General features: G+C 69.8%; 21 protein-coding genes, 1 tRNA gene and 1 riboswitch. Of the genes, 13 read left to right on the top strand and 9 right to left on the bottom strand.

Going from position 1 to position 17,109, the window contains the following annotated elements; genetic code table 11:
* The first annotated feature begins 110 nt into the window (after positions 1–110).
* The 5 genes from OG534_RS22965 to OG534_RS22985 all read left to right on the top strand — a co-directional run bounded on the left by OG534_RS22965 (position 111) and on the right by OG534_RS22985 (position 3,583).
* The gene (locus OG534_RS22965; protein WP_326590304.1) at positions 111–1,565 is read left to right on the top strand and encodes an amino acid permease; all 1,455 of its coding nucleotides are present in this window, start codon (positions 111–113) and stop codon (positions 1,563–1,565) included.
* Between the two features lie 83 nt (positions 1,566–1,648).
* On the top strand, positions 1,649–2,071 hold the full coding sequence (locus OG534_RS22970) for a M67 family metallopeptidase (RefSeq protein WP_326590306.1): 423 nt from the start codon (positions 1,649–1,651) through the stop codon (positions 2,069–2,071).
* A 77-nt stretch (positions 2,072–2,148) separates the two neighbouring features.
* On the top strand, positions 2,149–2,256 hold the full coding sequence (locus OG534_RS22975) for a putative leader peptide (protein ID WP_323182362.1): 108 nt from the start codon (positions 2,149–2,151) through the stop codon (positions 2,254–2,256).
* 89 nt (positions 2,257–2,345) lie between these two features.
* Complete coding sequence (locus tag OG534_RS22980; RefSeq protein ID WP_326590310.1) at positions 2,346–2,633, top strand: MoaD/ThiS family protein; 288 nt, start codon at positions 2,346–2,348, stop codon at positions 2,631–2,633.
* Positions 2,633–3,583, top strand: coding sequence for a PLP-dependent cysteine synthase family protein (locus OG534_RS22985; RefSeq protein ID WP_326590312.1), 951 nt, complete (start codon positions 2,633–2,635; stop codon positions 3,581–3,583). The genes OG534_RS22980 and OG534_RS22985 overlap by 1 nt, the downstream gene beginning before the upstream one ends.
* Positions 3,584–3,875: 292 nt before the next feature.
* Here OG534_RS22985 and OG534_RS22990 read toward each other — a convergent pair whose 3' ends face one another.
* Positions 3,876–4,247 carry a DUF488 domain-containing protein gene (locus tag OG534_RS22990; protein ID WP_326590314.1) on the bottom strand — a complete coding sequence of 124 codons (372 nt, stop codon included), beginning with the start codon at positions 4,245–4,247 and terminating at the stop codon, positions 3,876–3,878.
* Positions 4,247–4,666, bottom strand: coding sequence for a hypothetical protein (locus OG534_RS22995; RefSeq protein ID WP_326590316.1), 420 nt, complete (start codon positions 4,664–4,666; stop codon positions 4,247–4,249). The genes OG534_RS22990 and OG534_RS22995 overlap by 1 nt, the downstream gene beginning before the upstream one ends.
* A 195-nt stretch (positions 4,667–4,861) precedes the next feature.
* Here OG534_RS22995 and OG534_RS23000 point away from each other — a divergent pair, with 195 nt between their 5' ends.
* Positions 4,862–5,614, top strand: coding sequence for an MBL fold metallo-hydrolase (locus tag OG534_RS23000; RefSeq protein WP_326590318.1), 753 nt, complete (start codon positions 4,862–4,864; stop codon positions 5,612–5,614).
* Positions 5,615–5,706: 92 nt separating this feature from the next.
* Here the strand turns inward: OG534_RS23000 and OG534_RS23005 are convergent, their stop codons facing one another.
* A complete protein-coding gene (locus tag OG534_RS23005) occupies positions 5,707–6,933 on the bottom strand; it encodes a PTS transporter subunit EIIC (protein ID WP_326593771.1) in 1,227 nt (408 codons plus the stop codon).
* Between the two features lie 348 nt (positions 6,934–7,281).
* Positions 7,282–8,583 carry a PTS transporter subunit EIIC gene (locus OG534_RS23010; protein ID WP_442807132.1) on the bottom strand — a complete coding sequence of 434 codons (1,302 nt, stop codon included), beginning with the start codon at positions 8,581–8,583 and terminating at the stop codon, positions 7,282–7,284.
* Positions 8,584–8,721: 138 nt separating this feature from the next.
* Here OG534_RS23010 and OG534_RS23015 point away from each other — a divergent pair, with 138 nt between their 5' ends.
* The 4 genes from OG534_RS23015 (at position 8,722) to rdgB (ending at position 11,143) form a co-directional block, all read left to right on the top strand.
* Positions 8,722–9,045 carry a PTS glucose/sucrose transporter subunit IIB gene (locus OG534_RS23015; protein ID WP_326590322.1) on the top strand — a complete coding sequence of 108 codons (324 nt, stop codon included), beginning with the start codon at positions 8,722–8,724 and terminating at the stop codon, positions 9,043–9,045.
* A 105-nt stretch (positions 9,046–9,150) separates the two neighbouring features.
* Positions 9,151–9,876, top strand: coding sequence for a ribonuclease PH (gene rph, locus OG534_RS23020; protein WP_326590324.1), 726 nt, complete (start codon positions 9,151–9,153; stop codon positions 9,874–9,876).
* Between the two features lie 167 nt (positions 9,877–10,043).
* Positions 10,044–10,424 carry a hypothetical protein gene (locus tag OG534_RS23025; RefSeq protein WP_326590325.1) on the top strand — a complete coding sequence of 127 codons (381 nt, stop codon included), beginning with the start codon at positions 10,044–10,046 and terminating at the stop codon, positions 10,422–10,424.
* An 86-nt stretch (positions 10,425–10,510) separates the two neighbouring features.
* Positions 10,511–11,143, top strand: a complete 633-nt coding sequence (rdgB, locus tag OG534_RS23030) for an RdgB/HAM1 family non-canonical purine NTP pyrophosphatase (protein WP_442807133.1) — start codon at positions 10,511–10,513, stop codon at positions 11,141–11,143.
* A 57-nt stretch (positions 11,144–11,200) separates the two neighbouring features.
* Here rdgB and OG534_RS23035 read toward each other — a convergent pair.
* From OG534_RS23035 to bcp, 4 genes are all read right to left on the bottom strand, one after another.
* A tRNA-Leu gene (locus OG534_RS23035) sits at positions 11,201–11,284 on the bottom strand.
* Between the two features lie 42 nt (positions 11,285–11,326).
* Entirely contained in the window at positions 11,327–11,884 is a 558-nt protein-coding gene (locus tag OG534_RS23040; protein WP_326590329.1) for an HNH endonuclease signature motif containing protein, read from the bottom strand.
* 119 nt (positions 11,885–12,003) lie between these two features.
* Positions 12,004–12,642, bottom strand: a complete 639-nt coding sequence (locus OG534_RS23045; RefSeq protein ID WP_326590331.1) for an HNH endonuclease signature motif containing protein — start codon at positions 12,640–12,642, stop codon at positions 12,004–12,006.
* A 149-nt stretch (positions 12,643–12,791) separates the two neighbouring features.
* Positions 12,792–13,259 (bottom strand): thioredoxin-dependent thiol peroxidase, encoded by a 468-nt coding sequence (bcp, locus tag OG534_RS23050; RefSeq protein ID WP_326590333.1) that lies wholly within the window; start codon positions 13,257–13,259, stop codon positions 12,792–12,794.
* 104 nt (positions 13,260–13,363) lie between these two features.
* Between bcp and OG534_RS23055 the strand changes: the two genes are divergently transcribed.
* The 3 genes from OG534_RS23055 (at position 13,364) to OG534_RS23065 (ending at position 14,578) form a co-directional block, all read left to right on the top strand.
* Positions 13,364–13,705: a DUF3618 domain-containing protein gene (locus OG534_RS23055; protein ID WP_326590335.1), complete on the top strand. Its 342-nt coding sequence runs from the start codon at positions 13,364–13,366 to the stop codon at positions 13,703–13,705.
* A gap of 43 nt (positions 13,706–13,748) precedes the next feature.
* Positions 13,749–14,090 (top strand): GroES family chaperonin, encoded by a 342-nt coding sequence (locus OG534_RS23060; protein ID WP_030009035.1) that lies wholly within the window; start codon positions 13,749–13,751, stop codon positions 14,088–14,090.
* Positions 14,091–14,154: 64 nt separating this feature from the next.
* A riboswitch (guanidine-III (ykkC-III) riboswitch) is annotated at positions 14,155–14,225 on the top strand.
* 32 nt (positions 14,226–14,257) lie between these two features.
* Positions 14,258–14,578, top strand: a complete 321-nt coding sequence (locus OG534_RS23065) for a DMT family transporter (protein WP_326590339.1) — start codon at positions 14,258–14,260, stop codon at positions 14,576–14,578.
* 7 nt (positions 14,579–14,585) lie between these two features.
* Here the strand turns inward: OG534_RS23065 and OG534_RS23070 are convergent, their stop codons facing one another.
* Entirely contained in the window at positions 14,586–17,078 is a 2,493-nt protein-coding gene (locus tag OG534_RS23070) for a transglycosylase domain-containing protein (RefSeq protein ID WP_326590341.1), read from the bottom strand.
* Positions 17,079–17,109 lie beyond the last annotated feature (31 nt).

Below are 17,109 nucleotides of genomic sequence, written 5' to 3' on the forward strand. Positions count from 1 at the left end.
GCTGGACCGGCTGACCGCCGGCGTGCAACTCCATCCGTATCCGGGGGGATCGAGGACCCGATCCGCAGCCAGTCGAGGCGCGGGTCGGCGTGGAGAAAGGCGCACCAGACATGACCTCAGTGCAGGTCGAGCAGCACGGCAAGACGCCCGGTGAGGGCACCGGGGACGAGGGCGGCGAGGGGTACCACCGCACCCTCGGGGCCCGTCAGATCCAGATGATCGCCATCGGCGGAGCCATCGGCACCGGCCTCTTCCTGGGCGCCGGCAAGGCGATCTCCAAGGCCGGGCCGAGCCTGATCCTGGCCTACGCGATCGCGGGCCTGGTCATCTTCTTCATCATGCGGGCCCTGGGCGAGCTGCTCATGTACCGCCCCGTCGCCGGCTCCTTCTCGGACTACGCCCGCGAGTTCCTGGGCCCGTTCTGGGGATACGTGACCGGCTGGACGTACTGGCTGTTCTGGGTGGTCACCGGCATCACCGAGGTCACCGCGGCCGCGCAGTACATGTCGTACTGGACCCACGACAGCTTCCCGCAATGGGCCTACGCGCTGATCTTCACGGTCATCCTCTACGCCGCCAACCTGATCTCCGTGAAGCTCTTCGGTGAGCTGGAGTTCTGGTTCTCCATGGTCAAGGTCACCGCCATCGTCGGCATGATCCTGATCTGCGCCGGCATCCTCACCATCGGCTTCTCCGACGCGGCGGACACCGCCACCGTCAGCAACCTGTGGAACGACGGCGGCTTCTTCCCCAAGGGCATCGGCGGCACGCTGATGACCCTGCAGATCGTGATGTTCGCCTTCCTCGCGGTCGAGCTGGTCGGCGTCACCGCCGGCGAGTCCAAGGACCCCGAGAAGACCCTGCCCAAGGCCATCAACACCGTGCCGTGGCGCATCGCCGTCTTCTACGTCGGCGCGCTCATCATGATCCTGTCGGTCGTCCCGTGGACGCACTTCCAGCCGGGCGTCTCGCCCTTCGTCGCCGCCTTCGAGCGCATGGGCCTCGGCATCGGCGCGGCCATCGTCAACTTCGTCGTGCTGACCGCCGCCCTGTCCTCCTGCAACTCGGGCATGTACTCCACCGGCCGCATGCTGCGCGACCTCGCGCTCAACGGCCAGGGCCCCAAGTTCTTCACCAAGCTCACGAAGAACGGCACCCCGCTCGTCGGCACCACCTTCTCGGCCTCGCTGATGCTGGTGGGCGTCTGGATCAACTACGTGGCCCCCGGCAAGGCCTTCGACTACGTCGTCTCCTTCGCCACCATCTCCGGCATGTGGGCCTGGATCATGATCCTGGTCTGCCAGATCCGCTACCGGGCCAAGGCCGACCGCGGCGAGCTGCCCGGGTCCGCGTTCCGCGCCCCCGGAGCCCCGTACACGAGCTGGTTCGCCCTGGCCTTCATCGGCATGGTCATCGTGATGATGGGCGCCGACAAGGACGCCCGCGTCTCGCTGTACTGCGCCCCGCTGTGGGGCCTGATCCTGGGTCTGGCCTACCTGTTCTCCCAGCGCCGCGGCCAGGGCGGCGGCACCTCCGTGAAGGTCTCGCTGAGCGTGGACGTCTGACGCCACGGACCCCCTGTCCAGCATCCGGGCCCCCGCGTACCACTCCTCGGTACGCGGGGGCCCGTCTGCTTATCCTGTCGCTCATGCTGACCCTCACCCAGGCCCTGTACGACCAGATCGTCGGGCACGCCCGCCAGGACCACCCCGACGAGGCGTGCGGCGTCGTGGCCGGCCCGGCGGGCACCGACCGCCCCGAGCGGTTCATCCCGATGCTCAACGCGGCCCGCTCGCCCACGTTCTACGAGTTCGACTCGAAGGATCTGCTCAAGCTCTACCGCGAGCTGGACGACCGCGACGAGGACCCGGTGATCGTCTACCACTCGCACACCGCGACCGAGGCCTACCCCTCGCGCACGGACGTCACGTACGCGAACGAGCCCGGCGCGCACTACGTCCTCGTCTCCACGGCGGACAAGGACGGCCTCGGGGAGTTCCAGTTCCGCTCGTACCGGATCGTCGACGGCGTGATCACCGAGGAAGAAGTACGGGTCGTCGAGGCCTACTGACCATCATGTGAGCAGTCTGCGTCCACGATGCGGGATCACACTCCAAAGCGGGGACCGGGAATCGTTAACATGACCGCATGGTTTCCCACGACGTGAGCATCGAGACGCCCGGCAGGCTGCTGCTCGTGGCGCGGCTGCACGTCGACCTGTGCCGCCTCGCCAGCGCCATCTGTACTGCCGCCTGAGCACCAGAGCCCTCGCGCGCGGGGGCCGAGAACCGCGCGCCCGTGTCCCACGCACCCCCTGCCCACGCCCTGACGACTGGAGCCCAGCCATGGCCATCGAGGTCCGCATCCCCACCATCCTCCGCACCTACACCGAAGGCGAGAAGGCCGTCACCGGTGAGGGCGCGACCCTCGCCGACCTCTTCGCCGACCTGGAGACCCGCCACAAGGGCATCCAGGAGCGCATCATCGACGAGGCCAAGGGCGGCGAGCTGCGCCGCTTCGTGAACGTCTACCTCAACGACGAGGACGTCCGCTTCCTCGCCGGCATCTCCACCGAGCTCAAGGACGGCGACAGCGTCACCATCCTCCCGGCCGTGGCCGGCGGATCGAAGTAATGCGTTACGACTCCCCGCTGGCCGCGGTCGGCAACACGCCGCTGGTCCGCCTGCCCCGGCTCTCGCCCTCGGACGACGTCCGCATCTGGGCGAAGCTGGAGGACCGCAACCCGACCGGCTCGATCAAGGACCGCCCCGCGCTCCACATGGTCGAGCAGGCCGAGAAGGACGGCCGGCTCCAGCCCGGCTGCACCATCCTGGAGCCCACCTCGGGCAACACCGGCATCTCGCTGGCGATGGCGGCCAAGCTCAAGGGCTACCGCATCGTGTGCGTGATGCCGGAGAACACCAGCCAGGAGCGGCGCGACCTGCTGGCGATGTGGGGAGCCGAGATCATCTCGTCGCCGGCCGCCGGCGGCTCGAACACCGCCGTCCGGGTGGCCAAGGAACTGGCCGCGGAGCACCCGGACTGGGTGATGCTCTACCAGTACGGCAACCCGGACAACGCGGGCGCCCACTACGCCACCACGGGCCCGGAGATCCTCGCCGACCTCCCCTCGATCACCCACTTCGTGGCGGGCCTGGGCACCACCGGCACCCTGATGGGCGTCGGCCGCTACCTGCGCGAGCACGTGCCCGGAGTGAAGATCGTCGCGGCCGAGCCGCGCTACGACGACCTCGTGTACGGGCTGCGCAACCTGGACGAGGGCTTCGTCCCGGAGCTCTACGACGCCTCCGTCCTCACCACCCGCTTCTCGGTGGGCTCGGCGGACGCGGTCACCCGCACGCGGGAGCTGCTGCAGCAGGAGGGGATCTTCGCGGGCGTTTCCACGGGAGCCGCCCTGCACGCGGCGATCGGCGTCGGCCGCAAGGCGGTGGCCGCGGGCGAGACGGCGGACATCGTCTTCGTCGTGGCCGACGGCGGCTGGAAGTACCTCTCGACGGGCGTCTACACGGCCGCCACCACCGAAGAGGCCATCGAGGTCCTCCAGGGCCAACTCTGGGCGTAGCCCCTGCGGGGTTGCCCGGCGGGGTTGCCCGTCCGGCCCGGGCGGGCCGCCGCTCCTGGGGGCTCCGCCCCCAGACCCCCGCGCCTCAAACTCCCCCAGCTACCGCTGGGAGGTGCCCCCTGGCGGGGCTGGATGTGCCGGCGCCGCCTTGTATCCGGTCGGGGCTGGACGCGCGAAGCGCAATTCCAGCCCCGCCGGCGTTTGAGGCGCGGGCGCGGAGCGCCGTGTCGTGACCGGCGCCGGACCATTCCAGCCCGTCCGGCGCTTGAGGACCGGGCCCGGCGGAGCCCGGTCAGGCCGACAGCAGCTCCGCGAGCACGGCCGCATGGCTGGACGCCGGGTCCTTGACCGCGGTCAGGAGCGTCACCGGCCCCGCCGCCACAAGGCCCCGCAGCCGCTCCAGCTCCACCACCGCCCCCGGCTCCGCCAGCTCCGCCTCGTACCGCGCCCGGAACTCCTCGGCCGACCCCCCGTCGTGGAACCACTTGCGCAGCTCCGTGGACGGGGTGACCGCCTTCGGCCACTCGTCCACCCCCGCCGCCGCCTTCGCCAGCCCCCGCGGCCACAGCCGGTCCACGAGGACCCGGACCCCGTCCGCCCCCGGCTCCGGCGGGTCGTACACACGCCGCACGCGGACCCCGCGCACCACCGGCTTCGCCGCCATCACCCTCCGCCTCCCAGTCCCTTGACCTCGTCCCACACCGCCGGGTCCAGCACCCCCATCCGGGTCCGGAACTCCCACAGCGACACCTCGGCCGGCCGGTCCGCCTCCAGGAAGCTCGCCCGGCCCTGGACCCCCACCGTCCCCGGGGGCAGCGGAATCACCCCGGCGCGCCGGTCGTCGTACTTCCCGGTGATCCACGCGACCCGCGCCCGATGGCTCCGTACCGGGCCCACCGCGAGGACCAGGCAGGTCCGGCCGTCGGCCAGGCCCCACAGCTCGCCCGCCCGCGGATGCGGCGGCGGGCCGCTGCCGTGCGCCGGCGGAGCCCGACGGGGGAGCCCCAGCCGCCCCCCGGCGATCAGCATCACCAATGCCAGGGCCACGACCGCGGCCACCGCGAGCCACCAGGACGTGTCCATGTTTCGACCGTAGCCGTGCGGGAAGGCCCCGGCACGGCAACGTCCGTGCCCACCGTCGCTCCCCCGGGTGACAGCGCAGGTGATTCCCCCCACAACGGCCTGCCGCGGAGGAGCGACCGGACCTTTCGCGCCTTACGCTCGACGCACGCACGGCCCGCATTCCGTCCACGGACCGTCCACGGAGGTTCACGCTCCATGAAGCTCACCGTCGTCGGCTGTTCGGGGTCGTTCCCGTCCGCGGAATCGGCCTGTTCGAGCTACCTCGTCGAGGCCGACGGCTTCCGGCTGCTCCTCGACATGGGCAACGGCGCCCTCGGCGATCTCCAGCGCCACATCGGCCTCTACGACCTCGACGCGATCTTCCTGAGCCATCTGCACGCCGATCACTGCATCGACATGTGCGCGTACTTCGTCGCCCGCTTCTACCGGCACGAGGGCGGCCGCTGCGGCACCATCCCCGTCTTCGGGCCCGAGGGCACCGAGAAGCGCCTGACCACGGCCTACGACGACGTCCCCGACGAGCGCTCGATGAGCGAGGTCTTCGAATTCCGCACCCTGAAGTCCGGAACCTTTGAGATCGGCCCCTTCCAGGTCCGCACCGAGCGGGTCGCCCACCCCGTCGAGTCCTACGGCATCCGCATCGAGCACGGCGGCCGCTCCCTCACCTACTCCGGGGACACCGGCGCCTGCCCCGAACTGGGCCTGCTCGCCGACGGCACCGACCTCTTCCTGTGCGAGGCCTCCTTCACGCACGGCAAGGAGGACATCCCGGACCTCCACCTGAACGGCCGCGAGGCCGGCGAGTACGCGCGCGGCGGCAACGTCGGCCGGCTCGTCCTCACCCACATCCCGCCGTGGACGGACGCCGGACAGAACCTGGCGGACGCCCGCGCGGTCTACGACGGCCGCGTGGACCTGGCGCACCCGGGCGCCGTCTACGAGATCTGACGGTCCCGGCCCCGGCGCCGGCCCCCGCAGCAGCACGAAGCCCCCGCCCTCCCTTTCGGGAGAGCGGGGGCTTCGCAGTGGTACGGGGCTGCCTACTTGGCCTCGGCCTTCACCAGCTCGGCGAGCTCCTCGTCGGACTCGCGGCCCGGCGTCGGGAGGTTGAACTTGGTGATCGCGAAGCGGAAGACGACGTAGTAGACCGCCGCGAAGCAGAGGCCGACGCCCGCCAGCATCCACGGCTTCTCCGCGATGCCCAGGTTCAGCAGGAAGTCGACGAGGCCGGCCGAGAAGCCGAAGCCGTCGCGCATGCCCAGGGCCCAGGTGAGGGCCATGGAGACACCGGTCAGCACCGCGTGGATCGCGTACAGCACCGGGGCGATGAACATGAAGGTGAACTCGATCGGCTCGGTCACACCGGTGACGAACGAGGTGAGCGCGAGGGAGAACATCATGCCGCCGACGACCTTGCGGCGCTCGGGGCGGGCGCAGTGGACGATCGCGAGGCAGGCCGCCGGGAGGGCGAACATCATGATCGGGAAGAAGCCGGTCATGAACTGTCCGGCGGTCGGGTCACCGGCGAGGAAGCGGCCGATGTCGCCGTGGACGGCGCCGTCGGGGGTGTCGAACGAGCCGGCCTGGAACCACGGGAAGGAGTTCAGCAGGTGGTGCATGCCGATCGGGATGAGCGCACGGTTGGCGATGCCGAAGATGCCCGCGCCGACGGCGCCGGATCCGGTCAGCCACTCACCGAGGCCGTGCAGACCCGATCCGAGGACCGGCCAGATGAGACCGAAGACGATGCCCGTGACCAGACCCGCGAGGGCGGCGAGGATCGGGACGAGACGGCGGCCGCCGAAGAAGCCCGCCCAGTCCGGCAGCTTGGTCCGGTAGAACTTCTGGTAGAGCAGGGCCGCGATGACACCCATCACGACACCGCCGAGCACACCGGCGTTGACCGGGGCGTCCACCATGACAATCTTGCCGCCGGCGACCGTGGCCTTCTGAGGCAGGTTGCTGTCCGTGAAGGTGGCGAGCACCTTCTGGAAGACCAGGTAACCGGTGACGGCGGCCAGGGCGGTGGAGCCGTCCGACTTCTTGGCGAAGCCGATCGCGATGCCGACGGCGAACAGCAGCGCCATGTTGTCGAGGATCGCGCCACCGCCGGCGGCCATGTAACCGGCGATCTTGAGGACGAACGTCGGGAAGACGTCCTTGTCGCCGAGCATGTCGTCCGCGCCCAGGCGGAGCAGGAGCGCGCCGGCAGGCAGCACGGCAACGGGGAGCATGAGGCTCCGGCCGATGCGCTGCATGACGGCCATCACGCCAGCGCCCTTCTTCTTTTCCGCCGCGGGGGCGGTAGCCGTGGACACAACTTCCTCCAGTGGGCAAGGCGACGCCAGAGGGAAACGGGGGACGGCGACGTCTCAGATTTGGGGGGTACGCGGGCTCAGACAGGCCTGCGTGGTCTACACCAATTCTGGTGTAGACCAGTTGTAGCACGGTGAGGGTTAGATAAGGAACCTTCGATTTCCTGTGGTCTACGCCACACGCGGCCCCCGCCGCCGGAACGGCCCGGCCCCCGGATCCCGGGACGGGCCGAAGGCCCTCGGATCCCGGATCCGAGGGCCTTCGACGGGCGGGCCCAACGGCCCTGCGCACCACACCGGTTACACCTTGGTGTTGTCCGCCTCCATCGCCGCGATCTCCTCGTCCGACTCCCGGCCCGGCGTCGGGATGTTGAACTTCGTGATCGCGAAACGGAACACCACGTAGTAGACGAGCGCGAAGCACAGTCCGATCGGAATGATCAGCCAGGGCTTCGTCGCCAGCTTCCAGTTGATGACGTAGTCGATCAGGCCCGCCGAGAAACTGAACCCGTCGTGGACGCCCAACGCCCAGGTCACCGCCATCGACACGCCCGTCAGCACCGCGTGCACCGCGTACAGCGCCGGCGCCACGAACAGGAACGAGTACTCCAGCGGCTCGGTGATGCCCGTGACGAACGACGTCAGGGCCACCGACAGCATCAGGCCGCCGACCTCCGCACGCCGCTGCGGCTTCGCGCAGTGCGTGATCGCCAGCGCCGCCGCTGGCAGCGCGAACATCATGATCGGGAAGAAGCCGGACAGGAACAGGCCCGCATTCGGGTCGCCGTTCAGGAACATGTTGATGTCGCCGTGGAACGTCTTGCCCTCCGGCGTCGTGTACGACCCGAACTGGAACCAGACCGGCACGTTGAGGAACTGGTGCAGACCGATCACCAGCAGCGCGCGGTTCGCCACACCGAAGATGCCGCCGCCCCACGAACCCAGCCCGCTCAGCCAGTCGGAGAAACTCTCCAGCGCGTCACCCACCGGCGGCCAGACCCACAGGCACAGCGCGGCGAACGCGATCGCGACGAAGGACATGATGATCGGGACCAGCCGGCGGCCGTTGAAGAAGCCGAGCCAGTCCACCAGCTTCACCCGGTGGTAGCGCTGCCAGAACCAGGCCGCCAGCAGCCCCATGATGATGCCGCCGAAGACGCCCGGGTTCTGGTACGTGTACGCCACGAAGGTGTCGTCCGGCCCCAGGCAGCCGCCCCCGATGTCCTTGGTCCCCGCCGGGCAGGCCTTCTGGAACGCGTGCAGCACCCCCCGGTAGACGAGGAAGCCCGCCACCGCCGCGAGGGCGGTCGAACCGTCCGCCTTCTTCGCCATGCCGATCGCGACGCCGATGCAGAAGAGGAGCGGCAGGCCCAGGTCGGCGTCGAGCAGCGCCCCGCCCGCGCCCGCCATCACCTTCGCCACGTCCGTCCAGTTGAGGCCGTCCTCGCCGAAGACGTCCGGCTGCCCCAGCCGCAACAGGATGCCTGCCGCGGGCAGTACGGCGATCGGCAGCTGCAGGCTGCGACCCATCTTCTGCAGCCCCTGGAACAGGCGGTTCCGCCACGGCGGTCGTGGCACTGCTTTGGACATGCTCGCGGTCATCGGCGTCCTCCCTGACCGGCCCGTTTTTGGCTGCCGCAACACTTACGGCACACTGGTGTAGACCAGTTGTGGGCAGGTTGCTGCTGATCGTCATCATTCGGCAGCCACCGGTCATGCGCCCGCATAGATGGGCCAACCGTGCGTTACCGTGACAAAGCGGTCCGTGCAGGTGGGCACCCACAACCCGGCCGTCGAGACTCGTTCTTCGAAACACTCAGGGAGAAGCACATGGCCACCAAGGCTGAGAAGATCGTCGCCGGGCTCGGCGGCATCGAGAACATCGAAGAGGTCGAGGGCTGCATCACCCGCCTGCGCACCGAGGTCATCGACCCGTCCCTCGTGGACGAGGCCGCACTCAAGGCAGCCGGCGCCCACGGCGTCGTCAAGATGGGCACCGCGATCCAGGTCGTCATCGGCACCGACGCCGACCCGATCGCCGCCGACATCGAAGACATGATGTGACCCGGACCCCCTAGTCCGGCCCCGCGCCCGCAGCACGACGGACCCCGTCCCGGAACCACCCGGACGGGGTCTTCGCGTTCCCCGGCAGCGGCTAGGCTCGGAGCCATGTCTCGCATCGACGGCCGTACGCCCGAACAGCTCCGCCCGGTCACCATCGAACGCGGATGGAGCAAGCACGCCGAGGGCTCCGTCCTCATCTCCTTCGGAGACACCAAGGTCTTCTGCACCGCCTCCTTCACCGAAGGCGTCCCGCGCTGGCGCAAGGGCAGCGGCGAAGGCTGGGTCACCTCCGAGTACTCGATGCTGCCCCGCTCCACCAACACCCGCGGCGACCGCGAATCCGTACGCGGCAAGATCGGCGGCCGCACCCACGAGATCTCCCGCCTCATCGGCCGCTCGCTGCGCGCCGTCATCGACTACAAGGCCCTCGGCGAGAACACCATCGTCCTGGACTGCGACGTCCTCCAGGCCGACGGCGGCACCCGCACCGCCGCCATCACCGGCGCCTACGTCGCCCTCGCCGACGCCGTCTCCTGGGGCCAGAAGAAGAAGCTCGTCAAGGCCGGCCGCAAGCCGCTCACCGGCACCGTCGCCGCCGTCAGCGTCGGCATCGTCGACGGCGTCCCGCTCCTCGACCTCTGCTACGAGGAGGACGTGCGCGCCGAGACCGACATGAACGTGGTCTGCACCGGCGACGGCCGCTTCGTCGAGGTCCAGGGCACCGCCGAGGGCGAGCCCTTCGACCGCAAGGAACTGAACGCCCTCCTCGACCTCGCGGCCGGCGGCTGCGCGGACCTGGAAGCCATCCAGCTGGGCGCGCTCGAACTGTAGGCGGCAACCGCCGGGCCCGGCCCGGCGTCTACGCAGACACGGGCGCACGGCGTCACAGCCGTGCGCCCGTCCGCGTACATGTCATCCGCCGTGTACGTCTGCACGCATGTATGTACGTACGTACCATCCATGCACCTGCACATCCGAGCCCACCGGGGGAGAACCGCATGAAGCTCCGCATAGCGGCCGTAGCCGTGGCAGCCGTCCTGACCGTCCCGGCCCTTACCGCCTGCGACGCGATCTCCACGGCGATGGACTGCGCGAGCACGGCAGTGGCCATCACCGACGGCGCGAACGACCTCCAGCAGGCCGTCTCCCAGGCGGGCAACAGCCCCCAGGAGGCCCAGAAGGCCCTCGACGAGATCGACGCGAACCTCAAGAAGATCGGCGACCAGACGAACAACGCCGACCTGGGCAAGGCCATCGACTCGATGAACACCGCGGTCAAGAACGTCCGCACCTCCATCGAGAGCGGCAACACCGTCCCGGACATCCAGCCGGTCGCGGACGCGGCGAGCGAGATCTCCAAGGTCTGCACCCCGGGCTGACGAGACCGGGCGGGGCAGGTGGGGCCGGCGAGCCGGGCGGGGCCTGACGGGCCGTGCGATCCGGCGGGCCGGAAATAATGAGGCACATGACCTCCACGCCCTCCACGCCCTCCATGCCGCCCCGTCTGATCCTGGCCACCCGCAACGCGGGCAAGGTCTCCGAACTCCGCGCCATCCTGTCCGACGCCGGCCTGCCGCACGAGCTGGTCGGCGCGGACGCGTACCCGGAGATCCCGGACGTCAAGGAAACCGGCGTCACCTTCGCCGAGAACGCCCTCCTCAAGGCCCACGCCCTGGCCCAGGCCACCGGCCTCCCCGCGGTCGCCGACGACTCCGGCCTGTGCGTGGACGTCCTGAACGGCGCCCCGGGCATCTTCTCGGCCCGCTGGGCCGGCGCGCACGGCGACGACAAGGCCAACCTGGACCTGCTCCTGGCCCAGCTCGGCGACATCGCCGACGAGCACCGCGGCGCCCACTTCTTCTGCGCCGCCGCCCTGGCCCTCCCGGACGGCACCGAACGCGTGGTCGAGGGCCGCCTCCTGGGCACCCTGCGCCACACCCCTTCCGGCACGGGCGGCTTCGGCTACGACCCGATCCTCCAGCCCCTGGGCGAGTCCCGCACCTGCGCGGAACTGACCCCGTCGGAAAAGAACGCCATCTCCCACCGAGGCCAGGCCTTCCGCGCCCTGATCCCCTTCGTCCGCGCCCTGCTGGGCTGAGCCCGGACACGCCGACGGCCCTGTACGCAACTGCTGCGTACAGGGCCGTCGTATCGGTGCGGCCGGAGGGACTCGAACCCTCAAGGGATTACTCCCACAACTACCTAAAAGTTGCGTGTAGGCCAATTCCACCACGGCCGCCTATTTTGGCCCAATTCAGACATTGGGCCAGTTTGGCTCCGGTCAGTCTACGACCGTTGAGGTCCGAGGGGCGACCGCCTTGCGGTGACGTGTCCTGCACCACGTGTCAGTGACCGCATGGCAGTTGGGGCACAGGAGCCGGAGGTTTTCCGCCCGGTCGTCGCTCCAGTCGCCGTTGATGTGGTCGACCTCCAGCGTCATCGGCCGTCCGAGCCGGTCCGGAGGCGTTCCGCACATGTCGCAGCACTCCGGGACGCCGATCTCGCGCAGAGCGCGCCGCAGGAGGTGGGTTCCGGAGCGCCGCTTCCCGTCGTGCTTGACGAGGATTTCTGCCGCGGCCTTGACCGGCGTGGGCCCGACCCTGCCGCGTTGGTGTGCCTGACCGAGGAAGTGTGCCGTGGGGATGCCGTAGTCGGTCGTCCACTGACGGAGCGCCGCACGTCGGCCACTGGTGTCGGGATGCCCGAGGCGTCGCAGCGTCTCGGCGATGCTGCACGACTGGGCCACCGCGCCCTGGAGTTCATCGCGGGTCGGCCTGCCGCGCCCGCGGGTGGGCGCGAAGTGTGAGACGTCGATCCGGTGGTGCGCGAAGCGCCTCATCAAGTAGCGCGCGAGCTGCCCGTAGGGCTCGGTTCAGAGGTGGGCGATGACCTCGTTGATGTCATTGCACCTCGCCGCGGCCTCGGCCAGGACTTCACGGGTGTAGCGGTTGCCCGTGCTCATTGGCGCCCCTTCGCCCGGCCGCGGTACGTGTCCGTGGTCGAGTGGCAATTGGGACACAGGGGCCGCAGGTTCTCGGGGCGGTTGTTGCGCCAGTCGCCGTCGATGTGGTCGACCTCCAGCGGCAGCGGATATCCCTGCCAGGTGGGTGCGATGCCGCACAGTCGGCACTGTTCCGGGGTGCCCAGTGATGCGAGTGCCCTCTTCAGCCGTTCGCCCTGTACGCGGCGGGCGCGAGGCCCGTCGTGCATGACGAGGATCGCCTCCGGCGTCCGCCGGACCTTGGGGCGGCCCGCCGGTGACGGCAGCTTGAAGTGGGACGTGTCTATGCCGAAGGTCTTCACGCGGCGAGTGATGTGGGTGTGGTGGCCGCCGACGACTTCAAGCCCGAGCCGCCGGAGCACCTCACACATCGTCGTCGAGGCGGCGACGGCCTCCGCCAGGATCTCCCTCGTCCACTTCGCCCCCTCCGGCTCGAAGTGCGAGACGTCCACGCCCAGCTTCCGCATGCGGTCGTGCAGGTACCGGCGCGAGCCGCTCTTTGGGTCCACCCCCAGCCGCTCCAGCGCTTCCGTCAGCGTGCGCGACGCCTCGGCCGCCTGCGCCAGGCGTTCCCTCGTGTACGGGCTGATCGGCATCCCGTCACTCCTCCATTTCCGGCCGCGCGTGCGGCCCTCGTACGGAGTAACGGACCGATAGTCGGACGGTTACGGCTTGTTTTGTCCGATAAGCGGAGCGGCCCGCACCGGTTGGGTGCGGGCCGCTGCGTCAGGGAGAGGGGGGCGGGTCAGATGCCCAGGTCCTTGATGATCTTGGCTACGTGGCCCGTGGCCTTGACGTTGTAGAAGGCGTGCTCGATCTTGCCCGCCTCGTCGACGACCACCGTGGAGCGGATGACCCCGGTGACCGTCTTGCCGTACAGCTTCTTCTCGCCGTACGCGCCGTACGCCGTCAGGGTCTCCTTCTCCGGGTCGCTGACCAGCGTGACCTTGAGGTCTTCCTTCTCGCGGAACTTCGCCAGCTTCTCCGGCTTGTCCGGCGAGACGCCGATGACGTCGTAGCCCGCCGTGGCCAGGACGGCCAGGTTGTCCGTGAAGTCGCAGGCCTGCTTCGTGCAGCCGGGCGTCAGCGCGGACGGGTAGAAGTAGACGATCACCTTGCGGCCCTTGTGGTCGGCGAGCGAGACGTCGTTGCCGTCCGCGTCGGGCAGGGTGAAGGCGGGGGCGGTGTCGCCCGGCTGGAGTCGCTCGCTCATCGTGACAGTCTCCTCGGGAGGGGATCGGTATCCCACTGAGACTAAGCTGACAGACTGTTCATGGCGGACTACGCCCTACAGACCACGACGACGGAGGCAGCGCGGTGTCGGAAGCCAGGACCCCCGCACAGGAAGCCAGGACCCCCGCACAGATCGAGGCGGACATCGTCCGCCGCCGCGAGCAGCTCGCCGAGACGCTCGACGAGATCGGCGTGCGCATGCATCCGAAGACGATCATCGGGGACGTGCGGGCCCGGGTCGCCTCGACCGTCGACCACACCGCCGGCCGGGCCTTCGCCACGGTCAACGCGCTCGTGACGGATCTGCGGGACGGCCTGCGCCACGACGACGGGGCCCCGCGCTTCGACCGCATCGCGCCCGTCGCGCTGGTCGCGGTGGGCCTGGTCGGGCTGCTCGTGGTGTCGGCGCGCCGCAGGCGCGGATGACCCTGCGCGGTACGGGGCGCTCGCGGACAGGTAGGTTCGGGGCGTGAGCGAGAACACCACCCACGACAAGCTGCCCATCCGCATGCTGCACGACCGCGTGCTCGTGAAGTCCGACCTTCCGGAGGGCGAGCGGCGCTCGGGCGGCGGCATCCTGATCCCCGCGACGGCCGCCGTGGGCAAGAGGCTGGCCTGGGCCGAGGTGGTCGCGGTCGGGCAGAACGTACGGACGGTCGAGCCCGGCGACCGGGTGCTGTACGACCCTGAGGACCGTGCCGAGGTCGAGGTGCGGGGCGCGACGTACGTGCTGATGCGCGAGCGGGACCTGCACGCCGTGGCCGCGGAGCGGCTGGAGGGGTCGGAGGACTCCACCGGGCTGTACCTCTGATTGCTGTACCTCTGATGTCGAGTAGTGGGTGAAAGGGCCGGTGGCCGAGGTCACCGGCCCTTTCGGCTGCCCTTTGCTACGGTGGAGGGGAACCCGACGAGACGCGCCGTACCGGGTACGACAAGACGACGCACCCCCGTATCGCTCGATGTCTCGGAGGTGCCGTCATGGCATGGGTTCTTCTTCTCGTCGCCGGTCTGATCGAAGTCGGCTGGTCGATCGGCATGAAATTCACCGAGGGCTTCACACGTCTGTGGCCCAGTGTGTTCACGGGTGCCGGGATCGTCGCGAGCATGGTGTTGCTGTCCTACGCCGCGAAGACCCTGCCCATCGGTACGGCGTACGGGGTGTGGGTGGGCATCGGCGCCGCCGGTGCGGCCGTGCTCGGTATGGCGGTGCTGGGTGAGCCCGTCACCGCCTCCCGGATCTTCTTCATCGGTCTGCTGCTGGTCGCCGTGATCGGGCTGAAGGTGACCTCCGGCCACTGATCACCGGCTATTCCAGGAACGCGGACGGCGGGCGCAGGCCTTCGGTGGTCCCGCCGTCCGCGCCTCCCGAGCCCGTCGTGCCCTGGCTGCCCGTGGTGGTGCCGCCCTGGTCGCCCTCGCCCTGGGTGGTGCCGCCGTTGTTCTGACCGCCCTGCGTCTGGCCGCCGTTGTCCTGGCCTCCCTGGTTCTGGCCGCCGTTGTTCTGGCCTCCCTGGTTCTGCCCTCCGTTGTTCTGACCCCCTTGGTTCTGGCCGCCGTTGTCCTGCCCGCCGTTGTCCTGGCCGCGTGTCGGCGGGGTCGGCCGCTGCGAGGGGGTCGGGGTGAGGCCGCCGCCGGGTGTCTCCCGCGGGTCGTCCGACGGGAGGGAGGGGGGAGGCGGGGGCTGCGCCGCGCCCGGCTGGAGTTCGAGGTCGAAGTCGAGGGGGTCGCTGCCCTCCAGGGCGGTCTTGGTGTACGCGGCCCAGATCCGGGCCGGGTAGCCGCCGCCCCCGATGCGGGCCTCGCCGAGGGCTCCGTACAGCGACTGCAGGGTTCCGGTGTCCGGGTCCTGGCCCATCATCGAGATCACGGTGACCAGGTTCGGGGTGTAGGCGGCGAACCAGGCCGAGCGGTCCAGTTCGCCGGTGCCGGTCTTGCCCGCGGCCGGGTGGCCGGCGGCGAGGGCCGCCGTACCGGTGCCGTTGTCCACGACGCTGACCAGCATGGCCGTGGTGGTGTCGGCGGCTTCGCGGCTGATGGCCTGGACGGGGGTGCGCTCGGGCAGGCCGATCGTGTCGTCGCCCTTGGTGATCTTCTCCACGAAGGTGTGGGGGGTGCGGCGGCCGTGGTCGGCGAGGGTCGCGTAGGCCTGGGTCATGTCCAGGACGCTGGCCTGCAGGGTGCCGAGGGCCATGGCCGGGCCGACGACGAAGTTCGGGGTGTTCTCGGGGATGCCGAGGTCGATGGCGGTCTGTTTGACCTTGGTGGTGCCGACGTCGACGGCCATCTGTGCGTAGACGGCGTTGACGGAGAGGTCGGTGGCGGTGTTGACGGAGATGTTGCCGTAGGACACCTGGCCCTCGTTCTCGGGGGCGAAGCGGATCCGGCCGCCGACGACGGGGCGTCTGTTGTCGCCGTTGTAGATCGTGTTCGGGGTGATCCGGCGGCCGTCCTGGGTGCGGGAGTCGTTCTCGACGGCGGCCGCGAAGACGAACGGCTTGAAGGTGGAGGCGACCTGGTAGTCGTGCCGGGTCGCGTTGTTGACGTACTGCTTGGTGTAGTCGATGCCGCCGTACATGGCGACGACCTTGCCGGTGGCCGGGTCGATGGAGACCCCGCCGGCCCGCACCAGCCGGTCCGCCTTGCGGGTTCCGGGGTCGAGTTTGGCGACCATCTGTGTGTCCACGGCCTCGACGAGGGCGTTCTGGCGGCGTTTGTCGATGGTGGTGGTGATGCGGTAGCCGCCCTCGGCGAGGGTCTTGTCGTCGAGGATGCCCCGCTCGATGATGAATTCCTTGATCGCTTCCACGAGGTAGCCGCGCTGGCCGGACATTCCGGCGGCCGCGCGGACCTTGCCGGGCTCGGGGAACTGCGTCGTGGCGCGTTCGGCCGCGGACAGCCACCTCTTCTTGACCATGCCGTCGAGCACGTAGTTCCAGCGGGCGAGGGCGCGGGGGCGGCTCTGGGGGTGGGAGACGACGTCGAAGGCGCTGGGGGAGTTGAGGAGGGTGGCGAGGTAGGCGCCTTCGGCGGTGGTGAGGTCGGCGACGTCCTTGCCGTAGTAGGCCTGGGCGGCGGCCTGGATGCCGTAGGCGTTGCGGCCGAAGTAGCTGGTGTTCAGGTAGCCCTCGAGGATGTAGTCCTTCGACTTCTCGCGACCGAGTTTGATCGCGATGAAGAACTCCTTGACCTTGCGGTTGATGGTCTGTTCCTGGCCCAGGTAGTAGTTCTTGACGTACTGCTGGGTGATGGTCGATCCGGACTGGGTGCCCTTGCCGGTCGCCGTGTTCCAGGCGGCGCGGAGCATCGCCTTGGGGTCGACCGCCCGTTCGGAGTAGAAGTCCCGGTCCTCGGCGGCCAGTACGGCCTCCTGGACGGTCCGGGGGATCTGTGAGAGCGGCACGTTGACGCGGTTGACCTCGCCGTCGCGGGCGATCTGCGAGCCGTCGGAGTAGAGGTAGACGCTGGACTGCGCGGTGGCGGCGGCGTTGGCCGGCGGGATGTCGACCAGCAGGTAGCCGGCCACGAGGGCACCGCCGAGGAGGAGGGCGAGGAGCAGGACGCCGCCCAGGACCATGCGCCAGGTGGGGAGGGCGCGGCGCCAGCCGGTCCGTTTGCGGCGGGCCTTCTTCCCCGGCCCGGGCGGGTTCGGTCGCGGGCCGGGCCCCGGCTCCGGCCCCGACCCCGGCTGCTGTTCGGCCTGGGGTCCCGGCGGCTGTTGGTGTCTTCGCGGCTGCGGCCGGTCGGGCGGGGTGTCCGGGTCGCGAGGGGTCCAGCCCGGGGGTGGTGACTGGTCGCTCATCTCCAGGACTCCTCGACGCCGTTCGAAATAT

The sequence above is a fragment of the Streptomyces sp. NBC_01294 genome, from assembly GCF_035917235.1.
In the GTDB taxonomy this organism is placed as follows: Bacteria; Actinomycetota; Actinomycetes; order Streptomycetales; family Streptomycetaceae; genus Streptomyces; species Streptomyces caledonius.